The 13,847-nt window shown below is 65.1% G+C and carries 14 protein-coding genes; 7 read left to right on the top strand and 7 right to left on the bottom strand.

Going from position 1 to position 13,847, the window contains the following annotated elements:
• Nucleotides 1–12 precede the first annotated feature (12 nt).
• Nucleotides 13–1,071, top strand: a complete 1,059-nt coding sequence (locus PX554_RS18860) for an extracellular catalytic domain type 1 short-chain-length polyhydroxyalkanoate depolymerase (RefSeq protein ID WP_275504022.1) — start codon at nucleotides 13–15, stop codon at nucleotides 1,069–1,071.
• 130 nt (nucleotides 1,072–1,201) lie between these two features.
• Here PX554_RS18860 and PX554_RS18855 read toward each other — a convergent pair whose 3' ends face one another.
• A complete protein-coding gene (locus PX554_RS18855; protein ID WP_275504021.1) occupies nucleotides 1,202–3,310 on the bottom strand; it encodes an ATP-binding protein in 2,109 nt (702 codons plus the stop codon).
• A complete protein-coding gene (locus PX554_RS18850; RefSeq protein WP_275504020.1) occupies nucleotides 3,300–4,793 on the bottom strand; it encodes an ATPase domain-containing protein in 1,494 nt (497 codons plus the stop codon). Before PX554_RS18850 ends, PX554_RS18855 begins: the two co-directional genes overlap by 11 nt.
• Before the next feature lie 456 nt (nucleotides 4,794–5,249).
• On the opposite strand from PX554_RS18850, the gene PX554_RS18845 reads away from it, so the two are divergent.
• The gene (locus tag PX554_RS18845; protein ID WP_275504019.1) at nucleotides 5,250–6,470 is read left to right on the top strand and encodes a tyrosine-type recombinase/integrase; all 1,221 of its coding nucleotides are present in this window, start codon (nucleotides 5,250–5,252) and stop codon (nucleotides 6,468–6,470) included.
• Here the strand turns inward: PX554_RS18845 and PX554_RS18840 are convergent.
• Entirely contained in the window at nucleotides 6,445–6,639 is a 195-nt protein-coding gene (locus PX554_RS18840) for a helix-turn-helix domain-containing protein (protein ID WP_275504018.1), read from the bottom strand. The two genes, PX554_RS18845 and PX554_RS18840, sit on opposite strands and share 26 nt — an antisense overlap.
• Complete coding sequence (locus PX554_RS18835; RefSeq protein ID WP_275504017.1) at nucleotides 6,617–6,850, bottom strand: helix-turn-helix transcriptional regulator; 234 nt, start codon at nucleotides 6,848–6,850, stop codon at nucleotides 6,617–6,619. The genes PX554_RS18840 and PX554_RS18835 overlap by 23 nt, the downstream gene beginning before the upstream one ends.
• A 519-nt stretch (nucleotides 6,851–7,369) precedes the next feature.
• Here PX554_RS18835 and PX554_RS18830 point away from each other — a divergent pair.
• Both PX554_RS18830 and PX554_RS18825 read left to right on the top strand, forming a co-directional pair.
• Nucleotides 7,370–7,621 carry a hypothetical protein gene (locus tag PX554_RS18830; RefSeq protein WP_275504016.1) on the top strand — a complete coding sequence of 84 codons (252 nt, stop codon included), beginning with the start codon at nucleotides 7,370–7,372 and terminating at the stop codon, nucleotides 7,619–7,621.
• A 4-nt stretch (nucleotides 7,622–7,625) separates the two neighbouring features.
• Entirely contained in the window at nucleotides 7,626–8,063 is a 438-nt protein-coding gene (locus tag PX554_RS18825; protein WP_275504014.1) for a type II toxin-antitoxin system VapC family toxin, read from the top strand.
• On the opposite strand, the gene PX554_RS18820 is transcribed toward PX554_RS18825, so the two are convergent.
• On the bottom strand, nucleotides 8,008–8,289 hold the full coding sequence (locus tag PX554_RS18820) for a conjugal transfer protein TraD (RefSeq protein WP_275504013.1): 282 nt from the start codon (nucleotides 8,287–8,289) through the stop codon (nucleotides 8,008–8,010). The two genes, PX554_RS18825 and PX554_RS18820, sit on opposite strands and share 56 nt — an antisense overlap.
• A gap of 37 nt (nucleotides 8,290–8,326) precedes the next feature.
• Nucleotides 8,327–8,632, bottom strand: coding sequence for a conjugal transfer protein TraD (locus tag PX554_RS18815; RefSeq protein WP_275504012.1), 306 nt, complete (start codon nucleotides 8,630–8,632; stop codon nucleotides 8,327–8,329).
• 171 nt (nucleotides 8,633–8,803) lie between these two features.
• Between PX554_RS18815 and traA the strand changes: the two genes are divergently transcribed.
• Nucleotides 8,804–11,806, top strand: coding sequence for a Ti-type conjugative transfer relaxase TraA (gene traA / locus PX554_RS18810; protein WP_275504011.1), 3,003 nt, complete (start codon nucleotides 8,804–8,806; stop codon nucleotides 11,804–11,806).
• A 19-nt stretch (nucleotides 11,807–11,825) separates the two neighbouring features.
• Complete coding sequence (locus tag PX554_RS18805) at nucleotides 11,826–12,581, top strand: DUF6118 family protein (protein ID WP_275504010.1); 756 nt, start codon at nucleotides 11,826–11,828, stop codon at nucleotides 12,579–12,581.
• A gap of 304 nt (nucleotides 12,582–12,885) precedes the next feature.
• On the opposite strand, the gene PX554_RS18800 is transcribed toward PX554_RS18805, so the two are convergent.
• Nucleotides 12,886–13,032 (bottom strand): hypothetical protein, encoded by a 147-nt coding sequence (locus PX554_RS18800; protein WP_275504009.1) that lies wholly within the window; start codon nucleotides 13,030–13,032, stop codon nucleotides 12,886–12,888.
• A gap of 83 nt (nucleotides 13,033–13,115) precedes the next feature.
• On the opposite strand from PX554_RS18800, the gene PX554_RS18795 reads away from it, so the two are divergent.
• Nucleotides 13,116–13,817, top strand: coding sequence for a VIT1/CCC1 transporter family protein (locus PX554_RS18795; protein ID WP_275504008.1), 702 nt, complete (start codon nucleotides 13,116–13,118; stop codon nucleotides 13,815–13,817).
• Nucleotides 13,818–13,847 lie beyond the last annotated feature (30 nt).

Genomic DNA, 13,847 nt, shown 5'->3' with positions numbered 1-13,847 from the left:
AAGGATATCAACATGGCTCTCAAGACATCGATGGAAGAGGCGCTGCGCCTGACACGATCGGGCAAGCTGCTCGAAGCGACCGCCTTGCTCCGCTCCGCCTTCACGCGCGGCGGCGGTGCGCCGGCTCCGGCAGGCGCGGCCGGCGGCACGTTGATCGAGAACGTCCCGTTCGGGCGGACGAAAGCCGCGCCTGACACGACCACCGCGCCCGGCCGCGAAGCGCGCTTCGAGGAGCGCAGCTACAGCGGCCCGGAGGGGACGATGCACTACCGGCTTTACCGGCCCGCGCAGGCGAGGGCGGGAATGCCGCTGATCGTGATGCTGCACGGCTGCACGCAATCGCCCGAGGATTTCGCGCGGGGGACGGGCATGAACCGGCTGGCGGACGAACACGGCTTCCTCGTCGCCTATCCACGCCAGACGCAAGCCGCCAACGCGCAGAAATGCTGGAACTGGTTCAAACCCGGCGATCAGCGGCGTGATCGCGGCGAGCCGGCGCTGCTCGCCGGCGTCACCCGTCAGGTGATTGCCGAGGAACGTGCCGATCCCGCGCGTGTCTATGTCGCGGGCATGTCGGCGGGGGGCGCGGCGGCGGCGATCATGGCGGCGGAATATCCCGATCTCTATGCCGCGGTCGGCATCCATTCGGGCCTCGCCTGCGGCGTGGCGCGCGACTTGCCGAGCGCGCTCCACGCGATGAAGCGGGGCGGCGGCACGCGCGCGACGGACACCGGGCGGCGGTTCGTTCCCGTCATTACCTTCCACGGCGACCGCGACGCGACCGTCAACGAGATCAACAGCCGCGAGATCGTGGCGGCGGCCGCCGCCGTCGCGCCGGCGCCGCTCACCGCCACGGTCGAGACCGTCCGCAATCCGGCCGGGCGCTCCTACACGCGCGAGACGAGCGCCGACGGGCGGGGCAGGGTGCTGATCGAACGCTGGACGATCGCGGGCTCCGGCCATGCCTGGTCGGGCGGAGACGCATCCGGCTCCTACACCGACCCGGCCGGCCCCGACGCGTCGCGCGAAATGGTGCGCTTCTTCCTCGAACGCAAACGCGCCACCGTCTGATCCTTCCCACGTCGCCGCGGAAAGGGCGCGTGGGCTGCGGGATGGTGGGCTTGTGCGCGCGATATCGCTGGCGGAGAGCCCTCTCCGTCGCGCCAATGCGCGCCACCGCTCCGCACGGGAAGCGGCCCTCTTACGGTGCTACCATCTCGGCGATCTTGGCGCTCAGCGCCTCGATCGCGAACGGCTTGGTAATCATCGCCATGTTGGTGCCGAGGAATCCCGCGCGGATCGCGGCATTCTCGGCGTAGCCGGTCACGAACAGGATCGGCAGGTCGGGCCGATGCTCGCGCGCAACTTCGGCGAGCTGGCGGCCGTTCATGCCGGGCAGCCCGACGTCGGAGATCATGAGATCGATATGCTGGTTCGATCGCAGGATCGGCAGCGCGCCGTCGGCATCGCTCGCCTCGATGGTATGATAGCGCAATTCTTCGAGAACGTCGCCCACCAGCAGGCGGACCGATTGGTCGTCTTCGACCAGCAGCACCGTCTGGCCGTGTCCGTCGATCGCCAGCGGCGGCGTGTCCGGCCCTTGCGCGAGCGGAGCCTGTTCGACCGGCAGATAGATTTTCACCGAGGTGCCCTGTCCCGGCTGGCTGTGGATACGCACCTGCCCGCCCGATTGCCGCGCGAATCCATAGACCATCGACAGGCCGAGTCCGGTGCCCTGGCCGGTCGGCTTGGTCGAGAAGAACGGCTCGAACACCTTCTCCAGCACCTCCGGCGACATGCCCACGCCGGTATCCGACACGCCGATCATGACATAGCGGCCGGGTTCGATATCGGGCTTCGCCGCCGCATAGGCCGCATCGAATTCGACCACGCCGGTCTCGATGGTAAGCTGCCCGCCGTCGGGCATGGCATCACGCGCGTTGATCGCGAGGTTGAGGATCGCGTTTTCGAGCTGATTGGCGTCGGTCACGGCGAAGGGAAGGCCGGGCGCCAGCGCGAAGTCGAGGGAGATGTTCTCGCGGATCGAGCGCCGCAGCAGATCGTCGAGCGAGCGCGCGAGCGCGTTGACGTCGGTCGGCTTGGTGTCGAGCGATTGCCGCCGCGAGAATGCCAGCAGGCGCGCGGTCAAGGCCGCCGCGCGCTGCGCGGAGGCGGCGGCGGCATCCATGAACCGTTCGAGGTCGTCGGTCCGGCCGCTCGCGAGCCGCCGTTTCATGATGTCCATCGCGCCGATCACGCCGGTCAGCATATTGTTGAAATCATGCGCGATGCCGCCGGTGAGCTGCCCGACCGCCTCCATCTTCTGGCTCTGCCGCAGCGCCGCCTCAATCCGGCTGCGGTTCGCCATCTCGGCTTCGAGTTCGGCGGTACGTTCGGCGACCTTCTGCTCAAGCGTGCGGTTCAACTGGTCGAGCTGCTCGCCCTCGCGCCGCAGCGCCTCCTGGGATTCGGCAAGCGCGCGCTCGGCCGCCTTGCGCGCGGAAATGTCCACGACGGTGCCGAGGAAGCGGACGCGGCCCGTGGCGTCGCGGATCGTGCGGCCGCGCGCATTCACCCAGCGGGTGACTCCGTCCTGCAAGCCGATCGTGCGATATTCGATGTTGTAATGGCCGTCGCCATCGGGATCGAGTGATCGCTCGACCGCCGCCAGCGCCCGCGCGCGATCGTCCTCGTGCAGCCCGGCGACGAACGACCCCTGATACGTCACCTCGGCATCGGCCGGCAGCCCGAACAACGCCTTGCAGCGCGCGTCATAGCTCAGCACGTCGCGTTCCGGGTCATATTCCCAGGTGCCGATGTCCGCCGCGCCGCTCGCCAGCCGCAACCGTTCCTCGTTGGTCGCCAGATCGCGCAGCCGGTCGCGCAGGTCGAATTGCCGCTGGCGCGGCCGCATCGCCGAGCGGATCGCGCTCAGCAGCGAGGCGGTGCCGAGCGGCCGTTCGAGCACGATCGTGTTCGACAGCACCTCGGCGATCCGCAGCCGCGCCCGCTCGCTCGATCGCCCCTCGATGTCGCGCCGCGAGGCGAGCAGGATGAACGGTATGTCGGACCAGGCGGGTTGCGCGGCCAGCGCGGCTTGCAGCGGCTCCAGGCCGCCCCGCAACGCCTCCTCGGTGACGAGGACGACGCCGGTTCGTTCGTCGAGCGCGGCGGCGAGGTCCGGCACGCTCCCGCGAACGCATACGTCGTACCCTTCTCCCGCCAGCAGCGCGGACACGCTCTCGGCGTCACGCCCATAAGGCGCGCTGATCAGAACCCGGTGGCCGAGCGGGGCGTGCCTATGGCTCAAGCCGGTCTTCCATCAGCGGATCGTCTCCGCCCCGATATTCGGGCGTGCCCGTCATCACCCCCTTGAACTCGGTCAAGGGCTCCCCGACGCGAACGCCGCGTGGGTCGATACGCAACTCACGGATCGCGTCCTCATGCTGGCCGCCGCGATTCTTGATGACCGAGATCGCCTTGCGGAGCCGCCCACCCGCCTCGAAGAAGCGCAGCAGCAGCACCGCGTCGGCGACATACGAGACGTTGAGATTGCTCGTCATATTCCCGAGCAAGCCTTGCTGCGGGTTGATGAGGAACGTCACGACGCCCTGCTGGCTGAGGTGGGACAGCAACTCGTGCATTTGCAGGATGAGCTGCTGTTCCTGCGGCATCGCCGCGATATAGCCGTTGAGGCTGTCGAGCACGATCATCCGCGCGCCGCGCGCCTCGACCTCGCCGCGAATCCGGCTCGCGAATTCCCCGGGCGAGATTTCCGCCGGGTTGATCTGCTCGATGCGCAGGCAACCGCTGTCGAGATGTTTTCGCAGATCGAGGCTGAACGCCGTCGCCCGCGTCAGCAGCGTTCCGATCCGCTCGTCGAATTCGTAGATCGTGGCGCATTCGCCGCGCTCGCAGGCGGCGTGGACATATTGCAGCGCGATCGTCGTCTTGCCCGTGCCGGCCGGCCCGGTGACCAGCGTGCTGGTGCCGCGCATCGGCCCGCCGCCGAGCAAAGCGTCGAGCTCCGCCACCCCGCTCGCCACCGGCTCGTCCGCATAGTCGCGGTGGTGATCGGCCGCGATCAGCCGCGGGAAAACATCGAGCCCACCCTTGCGGATCACGAAATCATGATAGCCGGCGATGAAATCGACGCCGCGCAGCTTCTGCACCTGCAACCGCCGCCGCGCCGCGCCGAAATCGAGCGTCAACCGCTCCAGCGTGATGACGCCGTGGCAGAGGCTGTGCAGTTGGGAATCGCGGCTGGTCTCCGATCCGGTCATGTCATCGACCAGCAGCACCGTGCCGCTGCGCCCGGCGAAGAACTGCTTGAGCGCGAGCACCTGCCGACGATATCTGAGCGGATCCTGCGCGAGCAGCCGCATCTCCGAAAGGCTGTCGAACACGACGCGCGTCGGCTTGACGCGGTCGACCGCGTCCTGGATGAGCTTGATGGTCTCGCTCAGCTCCATTTCCCACGGATGCAGGATCGACTGATCGCGCGTGTCCCCGAGAATCTCCGCGGCCGAATCGAACTCGAAGATCGCGAAATCGTCGATCCCCCAGCCGTGCGAGGCCGCGACCACCGCGAGTTCCTCCTTGGTCTCGGACAGGGTGATGTACAGGACGGGTTCGCCCCGAGCGACGCCTTCGCGCAGGAATTGAAGCGCCAGTGTCGTCTTGCCCGCGCCGGGCGCGCCTTCCAGCAGATACAGCCGGCTCGCGGGCAATCCACCCTTCAGGATCGTGTTCAGACCGGCATTGCCCGTGGATATGATGGTGTTGCCCGACATTTGCCCGCCATTCGCCAGAAAACACCGATCCTAAACTACGCCCGCCGGCGCGCGAAATCGTTGACTTTGAAGATTCGTCACAAAGCGCGATGATCTAAACTTGGATCAATCGAAAAAGATCCAGCCGCGCGCTTGGGTGCGTGTGGCGACTGCCGTCCCTTTGTCCCGGCTGCCGGAACGTGGCGCGGCGGATCATGCCTGCGCCCGAACCACTTGAGCTTGGAGATTTGCCGCCGCTTCGAATTTATAAATCGTTGAAAAACAACGAATGGTGACCCCTACGAGTGTAGAACTTTTGTCTCAGGCAATGCCGGGACGTCTCTAACTACACTGTAAAATCAATGATTTCTCTTGTAAGGTGTTCGCGGTCGGTCGCTCCGGTTTGCCTGAATTTGGCTCAAAATGTGGGAACGATTGTGGGAACGCTTGCCCGCTGAAAATGTGGGAACGCCCGCAATGCCCAAACAGGGAACCGAACCGATGGCACTTACAGCATTGAAGGTGAAGAACGCGAAGCCCGGTCGCCATGTCGATGGCCGGGGGCTTTGCCTGTTGGTGAAACCGAGCGGCGCGCGGACATGGCTGCTAAGGATGCAGCGGCATGGCAAGCGGCGCGACTATGGGCTGGGGTCGGCGCTGGACGTATCGTTGGCCGAAGCGCGGGACGCAGCGGCGGCGCTGCGCCGTCAGGTGCGCGAGGGAGCCGACCCGGTGGCCGAGCGGCGCAAGGCGCGCAAGGTCATGCCGAGCTTCGAGACAGCCGCGCGCGACTGCTACGAGGCGTTGAAAGAGGGCTGGAAGAACCGCCGTCATGCCAACTGGATTTCCAGCCTTGAGAACCACGTCTTTCCGATGGTCGGAACGCGGCCGGTGGATCAGGTGGACAGCGCCGCCGTGGTCGAGGTGCTGTCCCCCATCTGGCTCACCATCCCCGACACGGCGCGGCGCATCCTGCAACGCATCGGCGCGGTGCTGGACTTCGCCCATATCAAGGGATGGCTTGCCGATGAGGTATCGTTGCGCTCCGTCCGCAAGGGGCTTCCGCGTCAGGTGGACAAGGGCGGGCATCTGGAAGCCATGCCCTATGCGGACGTTCCCGCGCTTATGCAGAAGCTGGCGGCGGCATCGCCCACGACCGGCCGCGATGCCTTGCGCTTCACGATCTACAACGCCGTGCGGTCGAACGAGACGCGCTTTGCCGTCTGGACCGAGTTCGACCTGGACAAAGCTATCTGGACCATTCCGGGCGAGCGCATGAAGGCAGGCGAAACCCATGTCGTGCCACTGTCCGCGCCCGCCGTCGCATTGCTTCGCAAGCGGTGGAAGGAACGCACCAGCGACACCGGCCTTGTGTTCAGCAACGATGGCAAAAAGCCGATCAGTGACATGACCATGACCAAGCTGCTCCGCGATGACGGCATCAAGGGTGTGACCGTTCACGGCTTCCGTTCCGCCTTCACCGACTGGTCGTCGGAGCGGACGCGCTTCCCTAAGGAGGTCGCCGACAAGGCGCTAGCGCACAAGCTGCCCAACAAGGTGGAAGCGGCCTATCGCCGCACCGATTTCTTTGAGAAGCGCCGGAACCTGATGGCGCGTTGGGCCGAGTATCTGGACCGCAAGGGGAAGGACGCCGCCGCCACGGCGTCCGAGCCTATCCCGCTCCGCGCTGCCGCCTGATGAGGTCATGCAGACTGGCCGTGGTGATGCGGGTGGATTTGCCGAACTTCACCGTCTCGACTTCACCGGCCGCGATCAGCTCGTAGAGCTTGGTCCGGCCGACGCCGATCATGCGCGCCGCGTCATTAACGCGAACGCAGATCGGATCAGGAGGTAGGGGCGCGGTCATGGGCGACCCTTTCGGCACCGTTGGCGCGATAGGCGGCGGGATTGGCGATCCAGCGTTGGACGGCGGACTCATGCCAGCCAGCGCCGTGGATGCTGATTGACACTTGGCGGGGAAATGTCCCGTCCGCGATCTTGCGATAGAGGGTGGAGCGGGAAAGGCCGGTGCGTTGCAGAACCGTCTTGAGGCGGATAATCCTTTCACTGTTAGGCATAGCTTAATTTCCGTTTATGGCGTTGGCACAAACCCCCTACGAACAGAATTGGTGGCCGGGATTCGCGGCGCAAGAGCCACCCGACCGAGATATGACGAAGATACAGCTCACGGCGGTCTAAGTGTAGGCAACGGTGGGAAACGGCGGCGAACTACGGCAAACGGTGGCGTATGGCGGTGGACGGCGGCGACCGGCGGTAATAGGTGGTCTATACTTGTACGTTTATTTGCCGATCGTGACAAATAAGCCACGCCATCATGCGACTTTCTGGCAATCAATACGACCCGATGAACTTGGCGTGATTCCGATTCGCACGACACGGCGGAGCCTTCCTTTCAGGTGGCCCGCCATTGCCACGAAACCATGCTGTATCAGTTCATTCCGCCGCGCAAGAGGGGGGGCACTACAGTGCCGCCCATCGCCAACTTAGTAGCAAAAGCGCGAAATCAGTCGTAAATGCGCCAATACAGTCGCACAGAGCACAATCTTGTCCGTTCCGGCAAACGGCCGTCATAGGGCATGGCACATGATGGCCTTGGAAGGTTGCCGTTTGCTCGCTATATTGGCTCCATGACCAAGGCACACGCAGCACCGACCGAAAAGATCGTCCGCGATTCCAAGTCCGGGCGGTCTGTTGTCGTGCGCGGCGTCGGCGCGCTCAAAGGGCATTTGACGCTCAAGAAGGGCGTCGATCTTACCAAGCCCATTGCCTCGCAGGCCATGAAGGGCGCGAAAACGCGCAAGCTCGAACCCGCCCACGCAAAGCACTGACCCCTTGCCGGGAATCCTGCTCGACACGCACGCGCTCTATTGGCTCGTGAGCGGCGAGGAAGATTTGCTTGAGCAAGCCCTGGTCGCGATCGGCGAGAACCAGGAAGCCGGAACGCTGTTTGTGTCACCGATCACAGCATGGGAACTTGCGGTCGCGACCAGGAAGAACCGCGTAGCAGGCCGTCCGCATTTGGGCGACGACCCGCCCGACCGCTGGTTCCGTGAGGCGGTGCGCGTCACGTCAGCGCGGATCATTCCGATCCAGCAGCGGATTTCGTGCGAAGCCGCCAACATCGTGACCGACACCGGGCATAGAGACCCCGGCGATTGCTTTCTGATGGCGACCGCCCGCGTTCGCGGCATACCGATCGTCACGCGAGACGAAATCATGCAGTCGATCGCGGCGGAGAACGGTGGCTATCTGGACGTGATCGCCTGCTAGGTTCGGCATTGATTTCCGTCTCCGCTTCCGCCTCGAATGCGCGCTTGCCTTTACGCTGCCATAGCGCAAGAGTGTTCGCTCCTTCCTCGCCTTGCAGCTTCCCCGCGATGGCGAGGAACGCGCCGTAGAGCGTGGCGCGGTCGTCGTCGGTCAGATCGACCAGCCCGGCCTTGACGATCAGGCCGCCCAATTCGATCAGATGCCGCGTTCGCTCTCGCCGTTTCATCACCCATTCCCGCGTGTCGGTTCGCGCCTTACGTGCCTCAACGCGATGCCGCGCCGCCTTCGAGCGGTAGAGCGCCTTCCGGCTGTTGGTCAGATCGCGGCGCAGACTTGCGTTGCTTGCTGCGAAAGAAGGCCGTGCCTGCCTTGCGCCAGCCCTCCTTTACGGTTGCATCGTTGTTGGCGACGGCACCGAGCAACACACCCGCCAGCAGATCGGCGTCAAGCGCATCGGCGCCGGTTGCCGCGACGAGTTCGCCAAGCTGGCGCACGCGGCGTTCCTTAAGCGCCTTCGCCTTGTCGGCCAGCGCCTTTAGCTCCGTATCAAAGTCGCGCGGTTTACGCATTGCAGTCTCCATTCTTTGCGGATGGAGTGATTCTAGAGTATTGCTTTTCGTAATGCTGTAGAGTCGCCGGGACGTGATGACACCGCCTAGTCCCTGCTCGGATTTTATTCGAGGAGGGCGCGCTTATACGTCGTTCCGACGTGCGCTTCGCAGTAGTAAATGGATGTCGCTATGGCGATATACCATTTCTCCGTTCAGGTCATCGGCCGCGCCAGCGGGCGCAGCAGCGTCGCCGCCGCCGCCTATCGTGCGGGCGAACGCCTGCACGACGAGCGCCTTGACCGGGACCATGATTTCCGCGCCCGCGCGGGCGTCGAGCATAGCGAAATCATGCTGCCGGAGGGTGCGCCCGAACGCCTATCCGACCGCGAAACCCTCTGGAACGAGGTCGAAGCGACCGAGAAGCGCAAGGATGCGCAGCTAGCCCGCGAAGTCGAGTTCGCCATCCCGCGCGAGATGAGCAAGGCCGAGGGCATCGAACTGGCGCGGGATTTTGTGCAGGCCGAGTTCGTGGATCGCGGCATGATCGCGGACCTCAACGTGCATCGCGACATAGACGCCAGCGGCATGGAGAAACCCCATGCCCATGTCATGCTCACCTTGCGCGAGGTTGGGCCGGACGGGTTCGGGGCAAAGGTCCGCCAATGGAACGAGCATGGCAATGTCGAGCAATGGCGCGAGCGCTGGGCCGATCACGTCAATCATCGCCTTGCCGAACTCGACATAGACGCGCGCATCGATCATCGCAGTCTTGCCGATCAGGGCATCGACCTTGAGCCGCAAAGCAAGATCGGTGGTCCCGCGCAGCGCATGGACGCGCGGGGGCTAGAAGCCGACCGCGCCGAGATGCACCGCGAGATCGCGCGGGAGAATGGCGAACGCATCATCGCCGATCCCGGCATCGCGCTCGATGCGATCACGCACCAGCAGGCGACGTTCACCACGCGCGACCTTGCCATGTTCGTGCATCGGCATAGCGACGGGAAGGACCAATATGACCGGGCGATGAGCGCGGTGCGCGGCTCGCCCGACCTGATCGCGCTGGGTAAGGACGGGCGCGGCGATGATCGCTTTACCAGCCGCGACATGATCGAGGCCGAGCAACGGTTGCAGCGCGCGGCCGAGATGATCGCCGAGCGCGAGCGGCATCGTGTTTCGGAGGACGACCGGGAAGAGGCGCTTCGCGCAGCGGCGGCGCGCGGATTGGGCCTGTCGGGCGAGCAGCGCGCGGCGTTCGACCATGTGACCGACCGGCAGGGCTTGAGCATCGTCGTGGGCTATGCCGGGACCGGCAAAAGCGCGATGCTGGGCGTGGCGCGCGAGGCGTGGGAGTCTTCCGGCCTGAACGTGCGCGGCGCGGCGTTGGCGGGCATTGCCGCCGAGGGTCTGGAAAACGGCTCCGGCATTGCGTCGCGCACCATCGCCAGTATGGAACATGGCTGGGCCAACGGGCGCGACATGCTCACGTTCCGCGACGTGCTGGTGATCGATGAGGCGGGCATGGTCGGCACGCGCCAGATGGAGCGCGTTCTGTCCCATGCCGCCGAGGCTGGCGCGAAGGTCGTGCTGGTGGGCGATCCGCAGCAATTGCAGTCGATCGAGGCGGGCGCGGCATTCCGTGCGCTGCATGAGCGGCATGGCGGCGTCGAGATCACACAGGTTCGCCGCCAGCACGAAGACTGGCAGCAGGACGTCACGCGCCATCTCGCCACCGGCAGGACCGGCGAGGCCATTGCCGCCTATGCCGACAAGGGCATGGTCCATGCCGCCGAGACGCGCGAACAGGCGCGCGCCGATCTTGTCGAACGCTGGGACCGCGATCGGCAGGCCAGCCCCGACGCCAGCCGCATCATCCTCACCCATACCAATGCCGAGGTGCGCGACCTCAACGAGGCGGCCCGCGAGGCGATGCGGGCGACGGGCGAGCTGGGCGATGATGTTCGGGTGAAGACCGAGCGCGGCGACCGGCTATTCGCGTCAGGCGACCGCATCATGTTCCTGCGCAACGAGCGCAGCCTTGAGGTGAAGAACGGCACGCTGGGCACGATCGAGAAGGTAAGCGACGGCCACATGTCCGTCCGCACCGATGACGGGCGTTCCATCGCGTTCGACGTGAAGGACTATCGCGACCTCGATCATGGCTATGCGGCCACGATCCACAAGGCGCAGGGCATGACCGTGGACAGGGCGCATGTGCTGGCGACGCCGGGGATGGATCGGCATGGGGCCTACGTCGCCCTGTCGCGCCATCGGGACGACGTGCAGCTTCACTATGGCAAGGATGATTTTCGCGATCAGTCGCGGCTTGTCCACACGCTTTCGCGCGAGCGCGGCAAGGACATGGCGACCGACTATGCGAAGGCCGATCCGGCCAAGGAATTTGCCGAGCGGCGCGGGATCACCTTCGGCGAGCGCGTCGCGGAGATCATGCGCCCCGTGGTCGAGAAGGCGCGCGGGATCTTCGATGGCTTGCGCCTCTCGCTGCCGGGGCAAGATCGCGCGCCATCGGCCTCGCCCGAACCCCGGCGCAGCATGTTCGATGGCCTCGACCTTGGCCGGTTCGTAACCACGTCGGAAAATGATCCTGCCCGCCAGCAGCAGCGTGACCATGACCCGCAGCCACTCCGCGCGGGCGGCATGCGCGGGGCGGTGGAGCGTTACGCCAAGGCGGTGGACGCGATCTGGCAGACCCGCGCGCAGGGCTTGGACGCCATGCCGCATCAGCGGGAGGCGCTTACCCAAGCAAGGGACGCGCTGAACGCGGTGCGGCCCGAAGGGGCATCCGACCTCGACAGCGCGTTCAGGAGCAGTCCGGAGCTTGTCCGCGAGGCCGCCGAGGGGCGCGGCCAGGCCGCCATGCGCGCCATGCAGCTTGAGACGGAAATCCGCATCGATCCCTACAGCCGCGCAGATCGGTTTGTGGAGGGCTGGCAGCAATTGCAGCGTCAACATCAGGAGCTTGTACGCGACGGCGATTTCCGGGGCGCGAAGAGTACCGCCCAGCACATGGCCGACATGGCGAAGAGCCTTGAGCGCGACGCCCAGCTTGAATCGGTGCTGGGACTGCGCAGCCGCGAACTCGGACTGGAGATCGGCCAGCAGATGGGCCGGAGCATCTCCCACGACCTCGCATCCTCCATCCCCTTCGATCATGGCCGCGGCATGAGCCGCTAATCCCCAAGGAGACGACGACATGGACGACGAAGAACAATCGCTGCTCAATGACCCCGAACCCGACACCCGGCCCGATACCGCCGCCGAGGCGTTCGCGGCCTTGTCGCAGCGTGTGGCCGGGATGGAGGAGCGACTGGACGGGCGCATGGCGATGATGACCCGCGCGCTCGAACATATCGCCATCGAGAAGCAGAGCATCGAGATACCCGACTATAGCCCGACCCTTGCCAAGATCGGCGGGCACCTCGCGGCGCTTGCGCCACAGATGAAGAGGTTTGCCGACGCGCCCGCCATGCAATTGACGCCGGAGAGCATGGCCGAGCGTATCACAGCAGCGGCGAAGGCTGCCCGTGAGGGGGACAGGGAGACCATCGGGCAGGCGCAGGAACTCCATCGCCAAGCCTATGCCGACCAGATGCGCGTGATCGGCGCTATCCGCACCAAGCAGCAGCAGCGCCTCCATATGCTCTATAGCGGCATCAGCACGGCGCTGGCGGTATCGCTCCTGTGGCTGGTCTATCCGGGCTGGGCGGCGAGCATCGGCCCGCGAAGCTGGCATTGGCCGGAGGGCACGGCGCGTCGGGCGCTGGGTGACGCCACCGCATGGGATGCCGGTATCCGGCTCATGCGTGCCGACAATCCCGAAGCGTGGCAGGCCATCGTCAACGCCGCCGATATGGCCCGCGAGAACCGCGACGCATTCGCCGCCTGTCAGAAGGCCGCCGCCAAGGTCAAGGCTCCGGTCCAATGCGTGGTCAGGGTGGGGATACCATAATCTCGACTGTGCCGCCTTTAGATGATTTCTCTGCCGGAGAAGTGGCTTCGCTGCATGGCCGCCGCAGAGGCCCTTAGAGCAATGATGCTGAGCAAGTCGGCCCGTCGCTTGATTTCCCTGTTCGTGCCTTTCGACGGATTGGTGGACACGATCTGCGCCTAGTCGTTCTTGGAGAAGGCCCCATACGCGAGTACATCCTTGCGTGCTCCTTCCATCGTGTCGAGCTACCTATGGAACTTCTCGCGCAGGTCGTCAGTCACCTGCTCCTACCGCTGGTGCGCCATCGCATTCGAAATGTTTTTGATCACCACAGGTCTCCGCTGGTGGGCAACAGCGTGTTGCGTGCCAAAAAACGGGACACCTTGACGGCAGCGGCGTGCAAGCCCTTGTGATCATCGGCGATCACCCGCTTCAAACCACGCAGGCCCCGGTCGGCTAATGCGCCGAACATGGGTCGCGATCCTCGCGAACGTCCGTCAGGCTCCGGTCAGGTAATTTTGATGGATAGTCCCTCCCAGCATACGAGAAGAGAATATGACCAGATTGCGATCCCACCCTGAGCGCCATGCCGTTTCCCGGATCGGCTGGCTGCGAGCAGCAGTGCTCGGCGCTAACGATGGTATCGTATCCACCGCAAGCCTCCTCGTTGGGGTCGCGGCGTCAGGCGCCGACAGGCATGGCATCCTTGTCGCCGGCGGAGCGGCCCTGGTGGCGGGGGCCATGTCGATGGCGGCTGGGGAATATGTCTCGGTCAGTTCGCAATCCGAGACAGAAAAGGCCGATCTGGCGAAGGAGCGGAAGGAACTGGCCGAACACCCCCAGTTGGAGCGCCGGGAATTGGCAGACATCTATGTCCGGCGCGGGCTGAGCGATAGTCTGGCCCTGCAAGTCGCGGATCAATTGATGGCCCATGACGCGCTTGACGCCCATGCGCGTGACGAACTTGGCATGTCTGAGATCGTGGCGGCCCGACCGCTTCAAGCGGCTTTCACGTCAGCCATCACGTTCAGCGCAGGCGCTCTTCTGCCCCTCGCACTCGTTTCGGTCTCGTCTCGCCATGGATTGATCCCGCTGATAATCGCGGCCACGCTTCTTTGTCTCGCAATCCTCGGCGCGCTTGGTGCGCGGGCCGGCGGCGCGCCGCTGACACGCTCTGTCCTTCGCGTCGGCTTCTGGGGAGCTTTGGCGCTGGCCGTGACGGCAGGTATCGGGCGCCTGTTCGGTACTGTCGCCTGAACAATGCTCGGCTTGTTTCGGTCGGAGAGG

It is taken from the genome of Sphingomonas pollutisoli, from assembly GCF_029167165.1.
Classification (GTDB): Bacteria; Pseudomonadota; Alphaproteobacteria; order Sphingomonadales; family Sphingomonadaceae; genus Sphingomonas; species Sphingomonas pollutisoli.
Note: the sequence above shows the minus strand (reverse complement) of the source record. Positions and strands in the feature narration are given on the sequence as shown.